At 69.0% G+C, this 20,597-nt stretch carries 20 protein-coding genes and 1 pseudogene; 15 read left to right on the top strand and 6 right to left on the bottom strand.

Going from position 1 to position 20,597, the window contains the following annotated elements:
• Positions 1 to 574 precede the first annotated feature (574 nt).
• Together OHA73_RS38880 and OHA73_RS38885 are read left to right on the top strand one after the other, a co-directional pair.
• Complete coding sequence (locus OHA73_RS38880) at positions 575 to 910, top strand: MerR family transcriptional regulator (protein ID WP_266723308.1); 336 nt, start codon at positions 575 to 577, stop codon at positions 908 to 910.
• Positions 911 to 1,255: 345 nt separating this feature from the next.
• Positions 1,256 to 1,459, top strand: coding sequence for a cold-shock protein (locus OHA73_RS38885; RefSeq protein ID WP_266723310.1), 204 nt, complete (start codon positions 1,256 to 1,258; stop codon positions 1,457 to 1,459).
• A gap of 221 nt (positions 1,460 to 1,680) precedes the next feature.
• Here OHA73_RS38885 and OHA73_RS38890 read toward each other — a convergent pair.
• Together OHA73_RS38890 and OHA73_RS38895 are read right to left on the bottom strand one after the other, a co-directional pair.
• Positions 1,681 to 1,944: pseudogene (locus OHA73_RS38890) on the bottom strand (SDR family oxidoreductase); the annotation flags it as partial.
• 93 nt (positions 1,945 to 2,037) lie between these two features.
• Positions 2,038 to 3,528 (bottom strand): MFS transporter, encoded by a 1,491-nt coding sequence (locus tag OHA73_RS38895; protein WP_327657498.1) that lies wholly within the window; start codon positions 3,526 to 3,528, stop codon positions 2,038 to 2,040.
• Positions 3,529 to 3,754: 226 nt separating this feature from the next.
• Between OHA73_RS38895 and OHA73_RS38900 the strand changes: the two genes are divergently transcribed.
• Positions 3,755 to 4,099, top strand: coding sequence for a hypothetical protein (locus tag OHA73_RS38900; RefSeq protein ID WP_327657499.1), 345 nt, complete (start codon positions 3,755 to 3,757; stop codon positions 4,097 to 4,099).
• A gap of 244 nt (positions 4,100 to 4,343) precedes the next feature.
• On the top strand, positions 4,344 to 6,392 hold the full coding sequence (locus OHA73_RS38905) for a GTP-binding protein (protein WP_327657500.1): 2,049 nt from the start codon (positions 4,344 to 4,346) through the stop codon (positions 6,390 to 6,392).
• Here the strand turns inward: OHA73_RS38905 and OHA73_RS38910 are convergent.
• From OHA73_RS38910 to OHA73_RS38925, 4 genes are all read right to left on the bottom strand, one after another.
• Complete coding sequence (locus OHA73_RS38910; protein ID WP_327657501.1) at positions 6,290 to 7,429, bottom strand: MFS transporter; 1,140 nt, start codon at positions 7,427 to 7,429, stop codon at positions 6,290 to 6,292. The two genes, OHA73_RS38905 and OHA73_RS38910, sit on opposite strands and share 103 nt — an antisense overlap.
• A 390-nt stretch (positions 7,430 to 7,819) precedes the next feature.
• Complete coding sequence (locus OHA73_RS38915) at positions 7,820 to 8,257, bottom strand: RNHCP domain-containing protein (RefSeq protein ID WP_266723319.1); 438 nt, start codon at positions 8,255 to 8,257, stop codon at positions 7,820 to 7,822.
• Positions 8,258 to 8,272: 15 nt separating this feature from the next.
• On the bottom strand, positions 8,273 to 8,650 hold the full coding sequence (locus OHA73_RS38920) for an RNHCP domain-containing protein (RefSeq protein WP_327657502.1): 378 nt from the start codon (positions 8,648 to 8,650) through the stop codon (positions 8,273 to 8,275).
• A gap of 364 nt (positions 8,651 to 9,014) precedes the next feature.
• On the bottom strand, positions 9,015 to 10,571 hold the full coding sequence (locus OHA73_RS38925; RefSeq protein WP_266723323.1) for a hypothetical protein: 1,557 nt from the start codon (positions 10,569 to 10,571) through the stop codon (positions 9,015 to 9,017).
• 315 nt (positions 10,572 to 10,886) lie between these two features.
• On the opposite strand from OHA73_RS38925, the gene OHA73_RS38930 reads away from it, so the two are divergent.
• The 11 genes from OHA73_RS38930 (at position 10,887) to OHA73_RS38980 (ending at position 20,593) form a co-directional block, all read left to right on the top strand.
• Positions 10,887 to 11,159, top strand: coding sequence for a hypothetical protein (locus OHA73_RS38930; RefSeq protein ID WP_266723325.1), 273 nt, complete (start codon positions 10,887 to 10,889; stop codon positions 11,157 to 11,159).
• Positions 11,160 to 11,178: 19 nt separating this feature from the next.
• The gene (locus OHA73_RS38935; protein ID WP_266723327.1) at positions 11,179 to 12,975 is read left to right on the top strand and encodes a S8 family peptidase; all 1,797 of its coding nucleotides are present in this window, start codon (positions 11,179 to 11,181) and stop codon (positions 12,973 to 12,975) included.
• Positions 12,976 to 12,988: 13 nt separating this feature from the next.
• A complete protein-coding gene (locus tag OHA73_RS38940) occupies positions 12,989 to 13,243 on the top strand; it encodes a hypothetical protein (RefSeq protein ID WP_160503574.1) in 255 nt (84 codons plus the stop codon).
• 15 nt (positions 13,244 to 13,258) lie between these two features.
• Positions 13,259 to 13,621, top strand: coding sequence for a hypothetical protein (locus tag OHA73_RS38945; protein WP_266723330.1), 363 nt, complete (start codon positions 13,259 to 13,261; stop codon positions 13,619 to 13,621).
• A 154-nt stretch (positions 13,622 to 13,775) separates the two neighbouring features.
• Complete coding sequence (locus OHA73_RS38950) at positions 13,776 to 14,015, top strand: hypothetical protein (RefSeq protein ID WP_266723331.1); 240 nt, start codon at positions 13,776 to 13,778, stop codon at positions 14,013 to 14,015.
• 139 nt (positions 14,016 to 14,154) lie between these two features.
• Positions 14,155 to 14,892 (top strand): AfsR/SARP family transcriptional regulator, encoded by a 738-nt coding sequence (locus tag OHA73_RS38955; RefSeq protein ID WP_327657503.1) that lies wholly within the window; start codon positions 14,155 to 14,157, stop codon positions 14,890 to 14,892.
• A 317-nt stretch (positions 14,893 to 15,209) separates the two neighbouring features.
• Complete coding sequence (locus tag OHA73_RS38960) at positions 15,210 to 15,917, top strand: polysaccharide deacetylase family protein (protein ID WP_327657504.1); 708 nt, start codon at positions 15,210 to 15,212, stop codon at positions 15,915 to 15,917.
• A gap of 169 nt (positions 15,918 to 16,086) precedes the next feature.
• Positions 16,087 to 17,748: an alpha-L-fucosidase gene (locus tag OHA73_RS38965; RefSeq protein WP_327657505.1), complete on the top strand. Its 1,662-nt coding sequence runs from the start codon at positions 16,087 to 16,089 to the stop codon at positions 17,746 to 17,748.
• 169 nt (positions 17,749 to 17,917) lie between these two features.
• A complete protein-coding gene (locus OHA73_RS38970; RefSeq protein WP_327657506.1) occupies positions 17,918 to 19,114 on the top strand; it encodes an alpha/beta hydrolase family protein in 1,197 nt (398 codons plus the stop codon).
• 37 nt (positions 19,115 to 19,151) lie between these two features.
• The gene (locus tag OHA73_RS38975; protein ID WP_266723338.1) at positions 19,152 to 20,126 is read left to right on the top strand and encodes an epimerase; all 975 of its coding nucleotides are present in this window, start codon (positions 19,152 to 19,154) and stop codon (positions 20,124 to 20,126) included.
• Between the two features lie 242 nt (positions 20,127 to 20,368).
• Positions 20,369 to 20,593 carry a hypothetical protein gene (locus OHA73_RS38980; protein ID WP_266723340.1) on the top strand — a complete coding sequence of 75 codons (225 nt, stop codon included), beginning with the start codon at positions 20,369 to 20,371 and terminating at the stop codon, positions 20,591 to 20,593.
• Positions 20,594 to 20,597: the final 4 nt, after the last annotated feature.

Raw genomic sequence — 20,597 nt, forward strand, 5'->3', positions numbered from 1 at the left:
CGGCGACTGAGGTCGACTTCCTCCCGGCCCGACTCACGAAAATCTGTACTGGCCGGGGTAGACATTGGGTGGTGGTGTGGTTATGGTTTCTCTCGTAGCCGAGATCGAGCAAGCCCGGCAGGGATGAACTGCCGGGGAAGCAGTACCCGTAGTTGCAGTTCGCAGGGCGGTGCGGTGGTGGAGTTTCGAAGCCAGGTTTGTTGCAGGACGGCGACGGGACTGACGACCGGACCGGGTGGCCCGCAGTGATCAGGGGCCGCCGTGAGCAGTACCGCAGTAGCAGTACCAGTAGTAGGTAAGTGTTTGATCCCAGAGGGAAGAAACGGAGGAGCCGAGCGCCATCAGGATCGCCCGGGTGGATGTCTTGAGCCCGGGTACCGCAGGACATCGATAGTGAGGTGGTCTCCGGTCAAGCAACCGCGATCCCCGCATCCCCGACATCTTCCAGGTCGGGTCGGCGGACACAGAAGGCCGGCGCAGTATCAGGGCCGGCAGATGGTGTAGCAGTTCCTTCGGGGCCCGGGTGCCGTACGGCACCCGGGCCCCTCGACGCGTTCCACACAGAGAGGTGCAAGTGACAGCAGACGACTCGTTCGGCCGTCTCGACGACGACGACTACCCCGCCTACACCATGGGCCGGGCCACCGAGATACTCGGCACCACCCAGGGCTTCCTCCGCGCCATCGGCGAAGCCCGCCTCATCACCCCGCTGCGCTCCGAGGGCGGCCACCGCCGCTACTCCCGCTACCAACTGCGCATCGCCGCCCGCGCCCGCGAACTCGTCGACCAGGGCACCCCCATCGAAGCCGCCTGCCGCATCATCATCCTCGAAGACCAACTCGAAGAAGCCCAACGCATCAACGCCGAATACCGCGCCGCCGAAACCAAGAACCCCAAAACCCCGAGCTGAGACGCTGCACCTCCCAGCCGCAGGCGACAGCTCCTCGTGCGCGTGCTCCGTCTCCGGGTGGATAAATTACCTGCACTCGCGGGACGAGGGTTTCACGCACCGTGCGGCCAGCGTGTTTACCGCGGCGAACAGAGTGGAATCGTTGACCGTACTCCGGTTGCCGCCAAATGCTACGGTCGACCTCAGTTGCAGTCATGGTTCCCGCAAACTTCAACGCCCGCGTCGGTATTTTCTGCGGCAGGGCGCGTTTTGTGTTTCCGGTCATTCTCCGGGCGGGACATCATGCCGGCGACCCGGTGTCCGTGGACCGCGGATTCCGGCGCACTGCGCCAAAGGAGATATGGCATGGCATCCGGAACTGTGAAGTGGTTCAACCCGGCCAAGGGTTTCGGCTTCATCGAGCAGGACGGTGACGGCGCCGACGTGTTCGCCCACTTCTCGAACATCGCCACCCAGGACCTCCATGAGCTACTGGAAGGCCAGAAGGTCGTCTTCGACATCGCGCAGAACCAGAAGGGCCCGACTGCCGAAAACATCGTCCCTTTCTGACGCACAGCTTCTGACGCAGGGCTTCGCAGCTGGGGCCCGTATCCCTCGGGATGCGGGCCCCAGTCATGCCCGGAACTCCTTTTCAGGAATACGGAATACGGGCCTACCGTGCCGGTATCTGCTTTTGCATTCTATTTGACCCCGCTCTTGAACCCCCTGCCCCTGCATTGGTCTTCTGCTGCGAGAATTCCTTGATATGGCCACCGCCGTCCGCGGTCGGGCTATGCGCCGTATCCGCCGTCGATCCTCAGCACTGCACCGGTGACGTAGGAGGCCTGCGGGCCGGCGAGGAAGTCGCGGGCCGCGCCCCGGCTGAATCCCTCGAGGGCCGACCTCGTGCCCGCGTAGTACGCCATCCCCTGGAAACCGGCCCGAGCAGCCACACCCGAGCTGATGCTGACGATGCGCCCGCCATCGGGCAGCAACGGCACCACCGCCTCGATCCCGGCCACCACGCTGGTGTAGTTGACGGCGAGCTGCCGCTCGCGGCCTGTGACGGTGTCGGCTTCTGGCGGTGTCGGTACGGGAGGTGGCCGGGCCGGGGCCGCCGCCGTTGGATGGACGCTCCCGGCCGGGGATCACACGGCGGCGTGTCGGGTGTCGGCGGGGTCCTCGGTGGCGATGCCGTGGTGTTCGTCTTCGGGGCGCCCCTGCTTGGGCAGCAGGAACGTGATCGCGAGGAATGCCACGAGCAGACATGCCTGGACGATCAGCGCGCGGTGGAAGCCGCTCGTGAAGTCACCGGTCTTGGCCTGGGCGAAGAACACCGACCCGAAGATCGCGACGCCGATGGATCCGCCGACCGCCTGCACGGCCGACAGCACGCCGGAGGCGGAGCCGATCTCGTCGTCGTCGACCGCGGCGAGGATGAAGCTGAACAGGGCGGCGATCACCATGCCCGCTCCGATGCCTGCCACCGTGATGCCGGGGGCGATGTCCCAGATCGAGAACGAGGCGGAGTCGAGGCCGTCCAGTTCGAACCAGAGCAGAGCCGCTCCGGCCAGCTGGATCAGCGGGCCGATCTGCAGCACCTTGCGGCCGATCTTGTCGGCGAGGAACGCACCGCTGACGGCTCCGCCGATCGCGGTGCCGATGGCGAGCGGCAGGTTGCCGAGTCCCGCGTCTCCGGCGGTGAAGTGCTGACCGATCTGGAGGAACAGGGTGAGTACGAGCTGCGTGCCGATCAGGCCGCCGAAGAACAGGGCGATGCCGCCGAGTCCGACGGTGAAGGCGGGCTTGCGCAACAGGGCGGGGGTGACCAGCGGCTCCCGGCCCGCCGCGGCCGTGCGGCGCTGTTGCACGGCGAACAGGGCGAACCCGATCGCGGAGGCGGCCATGCACAGCCATGTCCACAGCGGCCAGCCGTTCTCCTGCCCTTGGTTGAGGGGCAGGACCAACAGGGCGCAGGAGAGCACGACCAGGGCCGCGCCGGTCATGTCGACCCGCACCGTGCGGTCGCCCGGCTTCTTGGGTACGAACTTCGCGGCGATGATCAGTGCCGCGAGGCCGATGGGCAGGTTGACCAGGAACACCGACCGCCAGCCCAGGCCGAAGAAGTCGCCCTCGATGAGGAAGCCGCCGAGGACCGGGCCGATGATGCCGCCCAGGCCGAGGACGGGGCCGAAGATCGCGAAGACCTTGGTGAGTTCGGGCCCGGAGAAGTTCTCCCGCAGCAGGCCGAGGCCCTGGGGCAGGAGCATCGCCCCGGCGGTGCCCTGGAGCAGCCGGAAGATGATCAGCGCCGCGATGTTCGGTGCGACTGCGCACAGAAGCGAGGCGGCGGTGAAGGCGGTCAGGCCGATCAGGAACATGCGGCGGCGCCCGTAGCGGTCACCGAGCCTGCCGCCGAGCACGAGCCCGGCTCCAAGGGTGAGGGCGTAACCGCCGATCACCCACTGCAGACCGACGGAACTGGCGCCGAGGGATTCCTCCAGCGCCGGCCCGGCGACGTTGACGATCGACGCGTCAAGGAGATCCATGATCTCCGCGATGATCATCACGACCAGGATCAGCCACCGCCATCGCTGGGGTTCGGTGGTCCCGTCGGTGGTGGGGGACGGGTCGCGCATGCTCGATACCTCCATGGTGAAACAATTCCATCATGAAGGTAAAGTGGCGACGGGAGGTTGTCAAAGCGGTCGCCGACGCGTGCGGGGTGCGCGGCAGAGGGGAGGGGGGAAGGCCCCCGTCCACTGATGGCTGCCCAACTACCCGGCCTACGCTCGGCGTTGACGTGGTCTCCCGGCCACGGGAGGATCGGAGCAATCGGCGCTGGTCGGCGAAACGGGGTTCACCGTGAGCGAGGACCGTAGGGAAGATTTCTCGGACGCGGACATCGATCGGCAGTTCGCCGCCATCGTCCAGGGCGTAGCCGCTGACATGGAGCCCGGAGGCCCATTCGATCGCGGTCGGCCCGCAGTGACCGCGGGCGCAGGCAAGCCGATGTGGTACCTGGTCCCACTGCGAATGGTCTGCTCGATCACGTTCTTCATGACCCTGTGCTCCTGCATCGCGGCCTATGGCTGCGTCATGAACGACGCGCGTTGGGGCACGGCCACGCTGATCAGTTTCTGCGTGTCGGTCGGGAGCGGCGTCTGCCGACGCGTCGCCAAGTCAAGGTACGACCGACACCACCGGTAGTCAGCGCCGACAAGTACTGCATCTGTTGCATCCCAATCTGTTGCATCCCAGCGGCTGACGGCTGCGGCCGGGGCGAGCGCGGCAGCGCGCGGAATTGCGTTGACAGCGCTGGATGCCGCTTGGAACATCGCCCCTGACCCATCGATCCCTGATCGACCGGTCCCTGATCAACCGAGAGAAACGGACTTCACCATGCGCGAACTCGTGTGCCCCGCCGTCGCCCCCGACCTGCACACGAGGAGCCATGAACCGTCCGAACCCTCCCACCCCCGTACGTCATGACACCGCCACCGCCGGCCCGGCAACCAGCGCCCGGCGGCTCAATCTGGGCGTGGTGGCCCACGTCGATGCCGGCAAGACCAGTCTGACCGAGGCGCTGCTGCATGTCGGCGGTGCCATCGAACAGGTCGGCCGGGTGGATGACGGCACGACCCAGACCGACACCCTCTCCCTGGAGCGGCAACGGGGCATCACGATCCGCTCTTCCGTCGCGGCATTCGCGATCGACGACGTAAGCGTCAATCTCGTCGACACCCCGGGCCATCCCGACTTCATCGCCGAGGTCGACCGCTCGCTGGCGGTCCTCGACGGCGCCGTGTTGGTGTTGTCCGCCGTGGAGGGTGTGCAGGCTCAGACCATCGTGCTGTACCGGGCGTTGCGCCGCCTCGGTATCCCCGTGGTCTTCTTCGTCAACAAGATCGACAGGACCGGTGCGGCTCCCGAGCGGGTCCTTGAGGGGATCCGGAGCCGCCTGAGTCCGGCACTCGTGCCGCTCGGTCACGTGTACAACCCGGGCACGGCCGCGGCCGAGGCGGCGCCGTGCGCGTGGGACGACCCGGTCGAGTCGGAGCGTCTGACGGAATTGATCGCGGAACATGACGAGGGTCTACTTGAGGACTGGCTCGCCCGGGACCGATCCATCGGACCGCGACGCTTGCGTGCGGCCCTCGGCGCGCTGACCCGTGCCGGTGGTGGTGTCCACCCGGTTCTGTTCGGTTCGGCCAGGACCGGTGCGGGCGTCCGTCCTCTGATCGAGTCCGTCATCGATCTGCTTCCCGTGGCGCTTCCCGTGGCGGTCGGTGACGACGACGCACCAGCGGTGGCGCAGGTGTTCAAGGTCGAACGGTCGGGAGGGCAGCGGGTCTGTACGGTGCGGTTGCGTGCCGGAACGCTCGGCGTCCGCGATCGGGTGTCGCTCGGCGGTGACCGGTCGGCGACGGTGACGGCGCTGGAGGTCTTCAAGCCCGGCGGTGCCATGCGGTGCGATCGCGCGACGGCCGGTGAGATCGCCCGCGTACGGGGCCTGGACGGTGCTCGGATCGGAGACTGGATCGGTTGCCGCCCGTACGCCACCGCGGCGGCGGCAGCATTGCCGGCGCCGGGCTTCGAGACCAGGGTGGTCGCCCAAGACCCGTCCCGGCAGGGCGAGTTGCATCGGGCCCTGTCCGAACTCGCCGACGTCGACCCGCTGATCGGCCTGCGGCCCGAGCGAGGTGCCGCGCGGATCAGGATCTACGGCGAGGTGCAACAGGAGGTGCTGGCCGACACGTTGGCAGCCGAATACGGCATCGACGTCGACTTCCGTGACACCGGCGTGGTCTGCATCGAACGTCCCTCCGGGACCGGCAGCGCGGCGCTGCACATGGGCGAACCCGGTCACCCGTACAACTACACGCTCGCCGTGACCGTCGAGCCGGCCGCACCCGGCACCGGAGTCGCACTCGTCATTGCTGCGGACCGGTCCACGCTGCCCCTGCACGTCTACGGCAACGTCGACGGATACCGGGCGGCGCTGCTGGACTACCTCCACGAACCCTTGGCCGTCGGCCCGCACGGCTGGCGGGTGACCGACGCACGGGTCACCGTTACCGGCAGCGACTACCAACCGCCGGCCCCACAGGCCGCAGAGGTCAGGCGCACCACCGGCGTGGTGGTCCGCCAGGCCCTCGAACGGGCCGGGACGACCGTCTGTGAACCCGTCGACCGGTTCGTACTCGAAGCGCCAACGCAGGATCTGTCACCGGTACTTGCTCTGCTGGCCCGCCACGGCGCCGTCCCCGATGCCCACCAGACCACGGGACCCCTCGCCGTGATCACTGGAACCCTGCGGAAAGCAGAAGTGAACGCGGTACGCGGAGGCTTGCACGGCGCGGCTCGTGGCGAGGGCGTCCTCGATTCCACCCACGACCACTACCGGCCCGTACGAACCACCGGCAGAAGGAGCGCGGCGATGAGTCCCGCGCCGGCGAGTCCAGCGCCTGTGAGGGCGACACCTGTGAAACCGGCAGAGTGAAGGACGACTCCGCCCGCAGCCGAGCCGCCCGCGATGCCGGCGTTGAACGCGGAGATATTGGCTGCTGCGGCGATGTCGGTGGCGGGATGGGCCTGCAGGGACACGTTGACCTGCGCGGTGGTGCTGAAGGCGTTGAAGGCTGCTGCCCAGAGCAAGGCGACGAGCCAGATCAGGACCGGGCTGGTCATCACCAGCGGGATGACGATCAGGCTGGTGGCCAGCAGCGCGACAGAGGTCACCAGAGCACGTCGGGTGTGTCGGTCGGCGGCTGTGCCGCCCACGAGGGTGCCGACTGTGCCGGAAACACCGCTGGTCAGCAGAAGGATGCTGGCCGTGGTGGTGCTGAGGCCGGTCTGTTGAGTCAGGAGCGTGACCAGATAGGTGAACGCCGTGTAGTGGCCGGCAGTGACAAGGGCATTGACCGAGAAGGTGACCAGCAGGCGGGGCTTCGCCAACACCTTGAGCCTGGTCGACAGACTGGACGCGGGCTCCGGCGGGGGTTCCGGCACCAGGCGGACGGCGGCTGTCAGGACTCCCACGGTCAGGGCGGACAACGCGCCATAGACGGCACGCCAACCGAACACGTCCCCCAGCAGCGTGCTCGCGGGAACCCCGACGACAGCGGAAACGGTGATCCCGGCGAAGACGACAGCGACAGCCCGTCCTCGACGCTCCGGTCCGGTCAGCGTCGTGGCCACGGTCAGGGCCGTCGCCGCATACATCGCCGCGGCGGTACCGGTGAGCGCCCCGGCCACCAACAGGGCTGGGAAATGGGTGGCGACGGCGGTGACGCCGTTCCCGACAGCAAGCGCCACCGATGCCCCCACGAGGACCTGACGACGCGACAGGTGACTGGTCATCGCGGTGAGCACGGGGCCCAGGAGCGCGACGGCCACGGCGTACACGGAGACGAGAGTGCCTGCGGCACCGGTGGAAATCTCCAGGTCGGCGCTGATGGCGGGCAGCAGTCCGGCGATGGCGAGCTCGCTCGTGCCGAGGACGAAAGCGCCCAGTGCCAGCACAATCAGGGCCGCCATGGCGGCTCGCTGGTGGGTACCGGTTTCGGAAGAGCACGTGCGCATGACACCTCTTGGAAGAGCGACAGTTACGGGTTGTGCGCAGCGCTGATGACCGGCACGGGGCAGACGAAGACGGCCGGGGGAGTTGTACGAGGACGCCGACGGACGTGGTCGGCAAGAAAGAGGGTCCGCGGAAGCGGTCACCCGGGAAACAGCGGGGAGGGCCCGGCCGTTGGCTGTTGTCGCAGAAGGCGATGCCGGGCTTAACGATAGAGCAGTGATGTCGGCCGTCGTGGGCTCAACGGCAAATCGCCGTGCGGTTCGCAGTGGGACGAAGCCGCTCGCACCACCTTGCCGGGCCGGTACGGGGGCTGTTCCGTACCGGCCCGGTCCTCACCTCACCTCACCTCACAGCATCAACAGTGTGCGGTTCGCCGCTCGGCCCGTGGCCCTGAGGGGGAGCACCGCGAGGCGTATCAGGACCAGGGCGTTGTCGTCGCCCGCGACGCGGTTGGTGGAGAGTTCGCCGCACGAGAGGCACTCGTGGACGATCAGCCACTCCCCGTCCGGGCGGCAGGACACCGTCAAGGCGTCCATCCGGCCCCGGCAGTCCGACGCGCGGTCGCCGGGGATCCGGGCGTCCACGTGCAGGCTGGTCAGGCAGTTCGGGCAATGGTTGCGGTGGCCGCTGCCCGGGGCGTCGAGGGAGACCTCCAGGCGGCAGCCCGCGCAGCGGAAGTCGCGGGTGCGGTGGCCGTCGCGCTGGTCGTGGAGGATGTCCTTTTCGCGCTGTCGGCGCCGCCGGGGGACGGGGCCTTCGGACGACGTTCGGTTACGGCGTGGCATGCCGGGCCTCCCCGCTCACAGTGTGCCGAACGTTTCGAGGGGGAAGGGCGGTTGGGCCAGTGGCCGTACCGCCATCCGCATCAGCACCAGTTGGTTGTCATCGGGGCTCACGGGGTTCGAGGTGAGCTCGTCGCACCGCACGCAGCGGTGGACGATCATCCAGTCGCCGGCCCGCAGGACGGCGATGGCGATCGGTGACATCCGGCCGTGGCACTCGGTGCGGCCACCCTGAACCTGGTCCAGGACATGGCGCGAGTGCAGACACGAAGGGCAGTGGTTACGGCTACGGCCGTCCGGATCGGCGATGGTCACGGTGAGACCGCACCAGGCGCAGACGAACGTACTGATCTTGAGGGTGGGACTGGGGTTCGGGCTGGGGGTGTGCTCGGACACCTGTGCTCCTTGCTGGGGAGTCGGTCATCGACAGCAAGAGCAGGCCGAGCGGCCTCGACGGCTGGATCGGTCGGTTACCCGCGGTGTGTACGTGCGGTACGTGCGGTACGTGTACGCGGTACGTCGCGGTGAGGCGCGCTCGGCGCGGGCCGGGTCATCAAGACACCCTCTCGGTGGGCGCGGGGCCCGGTGGTTCGGCCGCACGGGCAACGGATGCCGGTGCGGAAGGAAGCAGCGGGCCAAGGGTAGGCAGGCCGGTGGGGCGTATGCGAGCGAATATTTCCGCGCGCGCCAGGAGACAGCGGCCCGCGGTGCTGCGGCCAGCGGCCGGCGGCGAACGGGGTGAGGGTCGGCACCGGCAGGATCAGAAGCCGGAGAAGATGCGACGGAACAGATCCATGGACTCGTCGGCCCACCCGATGAGACGCAGGGTCGAAGTCAGGTTCCCCGGCGGCTGGTTGACCAGTGTGTCGTTGCGGATGAGACGGTCGAAGTCGATCAGTACCGGGTCCTGGCGCGGGGTGCGTCCGTCGGGCCTGAAGAACTGGACGCCTGCCAGCCGCATCACACTGATCACTTCCTGGGCGATGATGCCGTACCCGACCGTCGTCGGATGGACACCGTCGAGCGAGAACAGGCCGCCATCGGTGCGCCGTCCGTCCTTGCCGGCGAGGAAGTGCGAGTTCGGCGGCGGGGTCATCGCCCGCAGCGCGGGCGGCAACTCGTACGGCTGCCACCAGCCCGGACGCGCCGACAGGTCCTCCGCGTACCGGCGGGACGCGAGGCGGTCCAGCAGGCCGCAGGTCTCCAGCAGGTACCAGTCCTTTCCCTGGCGTCGGGCCTCCCGGACCTCCGCGGTGATCGCGTCGTTGTACTCGTCGATCGCGCTGTCGACCTGCTGCGCCTCCGAGCCGGTGATGCTCGGGTCCCGGCCGGGATCGAAGTCCCGGTCGCTGATCCATGGGCGGGTGTAGTACGGGTAGTACGCCGAGCCGGGCTCGGTCTTGCCCGCCACGCCGCGTGCGATCGGAGCGATGGTGACGTGCGGGACCGTGCACCAGATGACATGCCGTGCCTTGATGTCGGAGACCGCGGAGGCGACTTCACGCAGCTCTGCCCTGAAGTGCTCCGGCCGCCAGACGGTGAAGCGTCCCTTCTGATCCAGGTCGTCGAATCCGGGGTCCTCGCTCCAGACCACCTTGAGTTCGGTCACGGATTGCAGGGCGTTGTTCGCGCCCAGGAAGACGATCAGCGTCTCGATGCCGTGCTCGGCGTCGGTGCCGTCGGTGTCGTTGCCGAGCGCGGCAGCCGCACCCAGTTGACCGAGGGCCCCGGCCTCCGGCGGCCGGGTCGGCAACGCGCGCAGGGCGGCGCGCTCGCCGGCGTTCTGGACGATCTGGTTGATCGGGTCGTCCTTCGGTGTGTCGATCCGTTTGCGGCACTCGTCCGCCGACTTCGAGAGCGCGTCTCGCAGGTCCCACCCGAAGACGGCGAGGTTGTGCATGATGGCCGTGGTCGAGGGCACCGTCCGGCCGGGGCCCCGCTCCCAGTAGTCCTCCACCCGGTCCATGAGCCCCCGGGCCCGGAACGCCGCGAGCGGCACTTCCCACCAGTCCACGTCTTGCCCGTAGCGGGCTTCCAGGTCACGCAGGAGCAGCTCGATGTTGAGGGGCAGCCCGCCGACACCCTCGTACAGGGGGTACCTGAACCGTTCGATGCACCCCAACTCGTACGCGACGATTGCCGGATACGACAGACCGGTGTTGAAGATCGCGCCACTCTGGAACCCCTGTGTCAGCGAGTCTCCCATCGCCACCAGGCGGTGCCTCGGCTCTCCCTGCCAGTCGCGAGTGACCTCGACCCCCACCTTCGGGTCGGTCTCGGGCTCTCGCGGCCCCTGTCGGCGTACGGAATCGGCCATGATTCCCCCCCCTGGCCCATCGCGGCGCACGGGCTGTGCCGCCCTCGCGGGGCTCATTCCTGCGTAGCGCAGCCGGACTCCAAGTGGCACATCCCGTACGGGAGATACGCACAAGTTGGTGCTCACCGCGTGCTCACCGCATGCCCGCCGCGTGCTCATCGCGGGCCCGCCGCTGTCCTCCACGTGCCGGACATCGCGGCCGCGGTGACGTCGCGGTGACGGTCCGGTGACAGCCACCCGCCTAGGGTCGGCGGGTTGGTGACCGCGAGCATGCCGTTCAGAGGCGGCACCACAAAGTGTCCGGGGGAGAGACCCGTGGCCGAGGCCGAAGTCATCGTCCAACTGCGTACGTCGCCGGGTCCCGCGCCGGCGGGCACCGCCGACGTCCTGGACGTCCGGAGCCTGCTGGAGCGTCGCTTCGGCGTCGAGGCAGAGATGTTGTACCCGGGCGCGGATGCCCCGGACCTCATCGGATGGCAACGGATCGCCGTCCCCGCAGGCGTGGACGCCGAGGCAGTCGCCACGGCCCTGCGCGGCCACCCGGCAGTCGAGGCCGCCTATGTGAAACCACCGGCGGACCTTCCGTAACGCGGTGAAGGAGTCAGCTGTGCCACAGCGATCAGGTGCGGGGAACAGCCGGGGGACCGACCGCCCGGCTCCAGAATTCGGACCACTCTTCGGACGCCCCGAGCTGGTGTGTGTCACACGCGCCGACGCCGGGGTGCGCATCACACCGACCGGCGCGACCGTCACGGCGGACATCTCCGTGAGCGGTATCGACGCCGTGGCGGCCCAGGCCGACGTCACCATCAGTCCCCTGTTCGGCGCGGACCAGGAACGGCTGCGCGCCCAGGCGGGGGCTCCCGCGGAGCACATCGGCGCCGACGACGCCACGGCGGAGGTCCTCGACCGGATGGGGCTCTTCTTCCATGTGGACGCGCCGGCCGACCAGTTGGACGCGCTGGCCGAGCAGCTCCGCGCGTCGGACGCCGTGGAGGGCGCCTACGTCAAGCCCGGCGTCGTCCTCGCCGCCTCGCAGACCGCCTCGAAGAAGAAGGAGAGCGGGGAGGCCGAACTCCCGCCGCTCAACGACATGCAGCCGACGGGCGCGGACGCGCCGCCCGTGAGTCCGGACTTCACCGCCCGGCAGGGCTATCTCGACGCGGCTCCGGGCGGCATCGACGCCCGTTACGCCTGGACCCGGCCGGGCGGCCGCGGCGCCGGCGTCAGGGTGATCGACTGCGAGTGGGGCTGGCGCTTCACCCATGAGGACCTGCGGCTGAACCAGGGCGGCATCGTCTCCGGCACCGGGAGCACGGACACCGATCACGGCACCGCCGTCCTCGGCGAGATCGGTGGCGACGTCAACGCGATCGGGATCACCGGGATAGCGCCGGACGCCGTCACCAGCGCGTCCGCGTTCTCCATCCCCACGGCCACGGCGATCCGGAACGCCGCCGACCGCCTCGGACCCGGCGACATCATCCTGCTGGAGATCCACCGTCCCGGACCGCACGCGACCGGCGTCGGCCAGGTCGGGTTCATCGCCGTCGAATGGTGGCCGGACGACTATCTGGCCATCCGCTACGCCGTCAACCGGGGCATCACCGTCGTCGAGGCCGCGGGCAACGGAGCGGAGAACCTGGACCACGTCGACTACGACACCCCGAGGGCGGGCTTCCCGGCCTGGTGGCGCAACCCCTTCCGGCGCACCGCCCTCGACGCCGGCGCCGTGATCGTCGGTGCCGGGGCGCCGCCGCCCGGCACCCATGGCGCCCAGCACGGCCCGGACCGGTCCCGCCTCGACTTCTCCAACTACGGTGCCTGCGTGGACGCGCAGGGCTGGGGACGCGAGGTGACCACCACCGGGTACGGCGATCTCCAGGCGGGCACCAACGCGGACTTCTGGTACACCGACCGGTTCAGCGGCACGTCGAGCGCCTCACCGATCGTCGTGGGCGCACTGGCGAGCACCCAGGGCGTCCTGCGCGCGAACGGCCGTGTCCCACTGTCGCCTTCGCGGTCACGGCAGTTGCTGCGCTCCACCGGCTCGCCGCAGCAGGACGCGCCCGGACGCCCGGCGACCCAGCGCATCGGCACGCGACCCGACCTGCGGCAGCTCATCCCGGTGGCCCTCCAGACGAGCAGCTGGGTCGGCGTCCAGTTCCGGGGCACCCTCGCCGGGAAGCGCACCGGCCGCTGGTTCACCTTCAACTGGCCCGCGCACTGGCATGTGGTGTGGACGGTCGTCCCGACCAGTCCACGCACCGGCGCCCCGCAGATCAGCTGGAGGGTCCGGGTCGAGCGGGCCAACGACACCTACGCGACGTACTGGATCGACGTGACCAACCTCGTGGCCGACTCGGTCGACTTCGAGGCCCGGTTCGCGGTTCTCGGATGGTGAGAGGAAAACGACGATGCGAGTAGGCACACAGTTCACCGGAACACTCAACCCCGGGCAGACCGGACGCTGGTTCACCTTCGGCTGGCCGCAGGACTGGCACGTCGTCTGGTACTTCATGCCGACGACACCGCAGACGGGCAGCCCCCAGATCGAGTGGGAGACCGAAGTCGAGCGGGCCTCGGCCACGGCGGTCACGTACTGGCTGACGGTGAAGAACATCGGCAGTACCCAGATGAACTTCGAAGGCCGGTACGCGGTTCTCAACTAGGCGAGGAGAACGGCCATGAAGGTGCACATCACGATCGCCGATGACGCGGGCGCGGCACCGCCGCCGGGGGCCGGGCCGGGGCGGCAGCACTCCGAGACGCGCGAGACCGCCGCGACGGGCGCCGTCGACGCCGGATCCGCCCCCGCGGCGGGAGCCGAACAGGCCATGACGAACGGCCACCGCACCAGCCCGGTATCGGAATCGATGCGTCCGGCCGGGCCCGTCACGGACGGCGGCGAGGCTCCGGGCTGGCTCGCCGAACTCGTCCGGCTCGCCGACGCCGGACAGGTGTCCCGCCCCGGTGAGGACCCGCAGGAGACCCGTCACTCCTCCGAGAACGCGTCGTCCATGGACGCAGGGCGCGCGGCACCGGGCTGAGCGGCAGCCACCGGTCCGCTCCCACGGAGCCGTGCGGGTGGCACCGGACGATGATGGCGCGCAGGGCCGTCGCGGAGCGCGCGACGGCCCTGTCCGCTGCTCCCTGGCGGACCGCGGTGACGCCGCAAAGACGCCCGCCCGCCACACTTGCCCGATGGAGCGAACTCGCGGACACCAGGAAGGCGTGACCGTCCTGCGCGCCTGGGTCGAACGGGGTGATCCAACGACAGGCTTGCGGGTCAGGATCATCCGGGTCGCGGACAGCGAACGGTCGCTGACCACCGTCGAGACGACCGTTGACGCTGTATGCGCGGCCGTCCGTGTCTGGCTCCTGGAGCTGCTGGCCGACGAGGCGGCGGACACCACAGGAGGGACCCCCGCGGAGCCGGAGTGACGACCGGCGACAGCGTGCACAGGGCGCACGGATGAGGTCGGTCACACGACGGACGGGTGGCTGCGGCGCCCCTAGACTGACGGCCTGGTCCATGCCCACCGGTCACCGGTGAACCCCCGAAGTATGTGGGGAGAGGCGGATGGAGACGAGTTTTCCGGCCGGGCTCGCCCTCGGCCTGTTGAGCGGTTTCCGGCTGACGACCGGAGCCGGCAGAACCAGCGTGGTCCCCGGCGCACAGCGCCTCATCGCCCTGCTGGCCCTCCAGGAACGACCGCTGTCCCGGGCCTGTGTGGCCGATGCCCTGTGGCCCAGCGGGCGCCCGGACCGCGCGGGGGCGAACCTCCGCTCCTGCCTCTGGCGGGTCAACCGGCGCTGCGGTCCGCTGATCGAGACATCGGCGCAGCACCTGTCCCTGGCCGACGGCGTGGCCGTCGACGTCCGGGCCGTGAGCCGCCAGGCACACCGTCTGCTCGAGGGCCCCGACCCCTGCGAGGACTGCCTCACCGCGGCGACCCTGGCCGATCTGTCACTGGACGTCCTGCCCGACTGGTACGACGAGTGGGTACTCGTCGAGCGCGAGCAGTTCCACCAACTGCGCCTGCACGCCCTGGAAGCCATGAGCGGGCGGCTGGTCGCCGTCGGCCGCTTCGGCGTCGCGGTGGACGCCGGGCTGGCGGCGGTGCGCGCCGAGCCGCTCCGGGAAAGCTCGCACCGGGCGGTCATCCGGGCGCACCTGGCGGCAGGCAACGACTGGGAGGCGGCCCGGCAGTACGTACGGTGCTGCCGGGCTCTGCACCGGGAGTTGGGGATCGAGCCGTCGCCCGCGCTGCGGCGCCTGGTGCCGTTCCGGGACTCGACGTTGATGCTGCTGCACTGAGGGCGGCCGGCCAAGCGTTTGGGTGGCACAATCTCGCCCTGCGGCGCTCCGAAAGATTTTCGAAACTCTCGCCGTGCTGATGCCTCGTCATGCTGGCCGAATCCCGCTCCTGGTCGCCAACCCGCCTTCTGTGTAGCCGATTTGCGCCCATGACCAGGTCGGATGATGTGTGTGGCGGGTGCCGTCGAACTGCAAAGTTTCGCTCTCTACGTCGAAAGAGTTGACAGCGCAAAAGCCCGGCGCCAGCCTATCGACGTCGACACGCACCTCAATGGCTGAGCAGCCTCACGCTGGCCCCACCAGGAGGAAGCATGAACATGAGCGACCTGCCCCCCAGAAACCCCCCACGTCGTACGTCGCGCTCTTTGATGGCCGGGCTGGCCGTCGCCCTGATGGCAGGCGCGTGCACCCTCGGCGTCGACACCACCGCATCGGCGCGTGCCGCTGCCTGCACCGGCTACGTCGGGCTCACTTTCGACGACGGCCCGTCCAGCGGCACGCAGGCCCTGCTCGACGCGCTCAAGCAGAACGGGCTGCGCGCCACCATGTTCAACCAGGGGCAGAACGCCGCTGCCAACCCGTCCCTGGTCCGCGCACAAGTAGCCGCCGGTATGTGGGTGGGCAACCACAGCTACACCCACCCGCACCTGACCCAGCTCGGCCAGGCACAGGTCGACTCGGAGATCTCGCGCACCCAACAGGCCATAGCCAACGGCGGAGGCGGCCAACCCCGGCTGTTCCGTCCGCCGTACGGCGAGACCAACGCGACGGTGAAATCCGTCGCGACCAAGTACGGCCTGACCCAGATCATCTGGGACGTCGACTCGCAGGACTGGAACGGCGCCGGCACCGACGCGATCGTGCAGGCCGCCGCACGGCTCACCAACGGCCAGATCATCCTCATGCACGACTGGCCCGCCAACACACGCGCGGCGATCCCGCGCATCGCGCAAGGGCTTGCGGCTCGCGGTCTGTGTGCCGGCATGATCTCCCCGCAGACCGGCCGCGCAGTGGCTCCGTCCTGACGCCTCCACACCGGATGAGTGGTTCCGTGTACGAGAGTCAACGCCTCGTCGTGGGTGGGGTACACGGGACCACTCCCGTCACAGCTCTTACCGAAAATCCGTTACTGCGTCATGATCCACCGGAGCGCAGCGAAGAGAAATCCGAGCGATGTGCCCGTAGGAGTGATTGATGACGTCTCGCCGCCAGATCCTCGGTGTCCTGGGAGCCGCCCCCGCGATCGCCGCCCTCGGCAGCACCGGCGCGTACGCCGCCGCTGCCGCGCCGACGGGAGCACCGGCCGGTAGCAGGGCCCGCGTCCGCCCCGCCTCGATCATCCCGGTCGCGGGGGACGACACCCCGGAGCAGATCATCGCCAAGGCCGCGAACGTCGTACCCAGAAAAGGGCAGTTGGCGTGGCAGCGGCGGGAGATAACGGCGTTCACGCACTTCGGGATGAACACGTTCACCGATCGCGAGTGGGGGTCGGGCGCCGAGGACGCGGCGACGTTCGCGCCGACCGCCGTCGACGCCGACCAGTGGATCCGCACATACCAGGCGATGGGCGCCGAGCTCGCGATGATCACCGCCAAGCATCACGACGGGTTCACGCTGTTCCCCAGCAGGTACACGCCTCATTCGATCCTCAAGAGTCCCGGGCAGCCGAATGTCGTCCGCACGTACGTGGATGCGGCACGCGCCCACGGGATGCGTGTAGGGATCTATCTCTCGCCCTCCGACGGCGGCGAGTTGCCGCACGCCTGGCACGCCGAGTGGATCGAGTCACTGCGGAAGAAGCAGTCCGAGGGCGGGGAGTTGACCTCGGTGGAGCAGACCGCGCTCGACGACGGCGACCGCGCGCCCGGTGGTCTCGGCCGGTTCGGCAACGGCAGCGCGGTCAAGAAGCACACCATCCCCACCCTGGTGGAGGGCGACGACCGGGCCGACGACGTGCGCTCGGGGAAGCTGCCGACGTTCACCGTGCACGCCAACGATTACGACGCGTACTACCTGAACCTGGTCTACGAACTGTTCACCGAGTACGGGCCGTTGGACGAGTTCTGGCTGGATGGCGCCAACCCGTGGGCCGACGCCGGGATCACCCAGGAGTACCGCTTCGAGGAGTGGTTCCGGGTGATCGAGGCGCTGTCGCCGGACACCGTCGTCTTCGGCGGTCCGACGGGCGTGCGCTGGGTCGGCAACGAGGACGGGATCGCCCGCGAGACCGAGTGGAGCGTCGTGCCGACGACCGCCGACCCGTGGACGTACCACGGCGAATGGCTGCTGCCGCACGGCCCGACCGCCGACGACATCGGCTCACGGGCCCGCCTCACCGAGTCCGGCGTGACCCATCTGTCCTGGTTCCCCGCGGAGGCCGACGTCTCCAATCGGCCCGGCTGGTTCCACCACCCCGACCAGAAGTCGAAGACGGCCGCCCAGCTCTTCGACCTGTACGAGAAGAGTGTCGGGCGCAACGCGACCCTGCTGCTCAACGTGCCGCCGTCGAAGGCGGGAACGATCGATGCCGCGGATGTCGCCGAGCTGACGGCGTTCGGGCAACGCGTACGGAAGGTGTACGGCCGGCCGGTGGCCAAGAACGCCGACGGTACGACCACCTTCGACCGGGTCGCGGTCCGCGAGGACATCGAGCACGGGCAACGGGTGGAGAAATTCGCTGTGGAGGCCGAGATCGGCGGTGCCTGGCGGCAGATCGCCACCGGTACCACCATCGGCTACCAGCGTTTCCTGCCGCTGGACGCCCCCGTCACCGCGAGCCGCGTCCGCATCAAGGTCCTCGCGTCCCGCGCGGAACCCCACTTGGGCCGGACGACGCTTCACCGGGCGACGGACTGACCCACGCCGTGCCCGTCCAACTCGGCCTCCGCCAAGGTGTGTTGTCCAGCGGTACTGTTCGCCCTCACTTGTGTGATACCGAGGTCTGATGGGGTCCACCGACAGGGGTACGGTCAAGTAGCCCTGGAGCCGGACGTGTTGTGGAGAACCGGGGCCTAGCTTCGACTGTATGACCTCCAGACATCGCAGTGCCGCTGTGGCCACTCTGCTCACTCTGACCCTGTCCGCGCCGCTTTTGGGCGCCGCGCCGGCCGTCTCCGTCGGCACCGAGCAGGCTGCGCCCCGAGCTCAGTACAGCAGCGGGTTGGAACTGCCGCCCCTCACCGGTCCCTATCCCGTCGGTCGACGCACCCTGCACTTGGTCGATCGCAACCGCACCGACCCGTGGGTGCCGACGGCCGGCGGTCGGGAGCTGATGGTGACAGTGGCATACCCGGCGCGCTCGGCGAGGGGTCTGCCGGCGGCGTACATGACCGACGAAGAGGCGCAACTCCTCTTGGAGGCGAGGGGACTCGGCGGCGTCGTGCCGCGCGAAACCGTTGCCGGCGCGCGTACCCATGCGCACGTGGGCGCTCGCCCGGCGCCAGGGCATTTCCCCCTGGTACTGCTCTCCCCGGGCTTCTCGATGCCACGCACCACACTCACCTCCCTCGCCGACGATCTCGCGAGTCGCGGCTACGTCGTCGCCTCTGTGGACCACGCGTATGAATCCGTCGGCACGGCCTTCCCCGGGGGCCGGACGCTGACCTGTGTGGCCTGTGACCGGGTCGGCACGCAGGAGGAGCAGGCGGCCGTCGTGCGCGGCCGGGCCAAGGACATGTCCTTCGTGATCAGCGAGTTGACCAGCGGCCGACGGGCCGGGGCGCTGTCCCGTGTGATTGACCGGAGCCGGATCGGGATCGGCGGGCATTCGATCGGGGGTGCAACCGCGGCGGCGACCATGGCCGCCGACCGTCGTGTGCGGGCGGGGGTCGACCTGGACGGCGACTTTTTCCTGCACCCTGCCGCGGCAGGGCTCGGCAGGCGCCCGTTCATGATGCTCGGCACCGAGTCCACCCACAGCCCCAGCAACCGGACAAGTGACTGGCCCGAGGCGTGGAAGCATCTGAACGGCTGGAAACGCTGGTTCACCGTGGCCGGCGCCGAGCACTTCTCCTTCACGGACCTGCCGTACCTGGCCGGGCAGTTGGGCCTGTCAGACCCTGCCGTGCCGCTGTCCGGAGAACGCGGGTGGCGCATAACCCGCGACTACGTGTCGGCCTTCTTCGACCTTCACTTGCGGAGCATCGCGCAGCCGCTCCTCGATGGCCCCACGGCCACGCATCCCGAGGTCGCCCCGTATCCGGCGGGACGGGTCGTACGCTGACTCTACTGTGGGACACCAGGCGTCAGGGGAGGGGTCAGTGAAGATAGTGCTGCCCGGTGGGACCGGTCAGGTGGGCGGTGTGCTGCGGCGGGCGTTGACCGCTGCGGGCCACGAGGTTGTCGTTCTGACCAGACGCCCCGTGCGGGACGGCGAAGTCCAGTGGGACGGCAGGACGCTCGGCCCCTGGGCGGAGGTGGTCGACGGCAGTGACGTCATCATCAACCTTGCGGGCCGTAGCGTCAGTTGCCGCTACACCAACGAGAATCTGCGCGCCATGATGGACTCGCGTGTGGACTCCGCACGCGTCGTGGGCCAGGCGATCGCCGCCGCCCGGAAGCCACCCCGTATCTGGCTCCAGATGAGCACCGCCACCATCTACGCCCACCGTTTCGATGCGCCGAACGACGAGGCGAGCGGCGCGATCGGCGGAGCCGAGCCCGGCGTTCCCGGCTACTGGGCCTACAGCGTCGAGATCGCGAAGAACTGGGAGCGGGAGCAGGAGCGGGCCGCGACCCCGCAGACGCGCAAGGTGGCCTTGCGGTCGGCGATGGTGATGAGTCCTGATCGCGGTGGTGTCTTCGACTACCTGCTGTGGCTGGCGCGGCTCGGCCTGGGTGGGCCGGTCGCGGGCGGTGCGCAGTACGTGTCCTGGATCCACGACCGTGACTTCGTGCGTGCGGTGGAGTTCCTCATCGGCCGGGACGACATCAGTGGGGCGGTCAACCTCGCGGCTCCCGGCCCTCTGCCCCAGCGGGAGTTCATGCGAGTTCTGCGTGCTGCTTGGGGCGTGCGGGTCGGGTTGCCCGCGACGCGGTGGATGGCCGAAGTCGGGGCCTTGGCTCTCCGTTCCGACACCGAACTCCTCCTGAAGAGCCGACGGGTGGTGCCGGGGCGGCTGAGGGATGCCGGGTTCACTTTCGACCACGGCGCCTGGGCGGAGGCGGCGGCCGACCTTGTGGGGCGGACGCGCCGTGAGCGGTCCCGCTTCCGACGTGCAGCAGTAGGTGTCTGAGCCTGAGTTCGTGTGGGGCTCGAAGAATCATTCCTGGCGGCCTGGGTGACGCCAGGCGCGGGGCGCGGTGGGGTGGCCGGTCACGTCGCGTGAGGATATGGACGTGCCGGTTGGCGTGTTCGATCATCGCCATGATCTCGTGTAGAACTGCGAACAGTTCAGCGTCGGCGACGGAACTCGGAAGACTCGGAAGACAGCGGGTGAGTTCCGGGGCGTGTGTAGTGGAGCGACGGGGAGAGGTCATGGCGAAGGCAGTTCGGGCGTGGTTGGGGGAAAAGTGGATCACCTGCCAGGTCTGCGACGGTGATCTCTTTCGCGAACGGGGTGTGAAACTCAACAGTACCGGTGGCGAGTTCCTCGGGCTGGCGTGGGCGGACGAGACCGCGACGGGGCTGATCTGCTGGCACTGCGGGTTCGTTCACCTCTTCGTCAACCGGGACATCGAGCTGCATCGCGTCAAGGTGTGAGCCG

Origin of the sequence: Streptomyces sp. NBC_00483, assembly GCF_036013745.1 — a bacterium.
GTDB lineage: Bacteria > Actinomycetota > Actinomycetes > Streptomycetales > Streptomycetaceae > Streptomyces.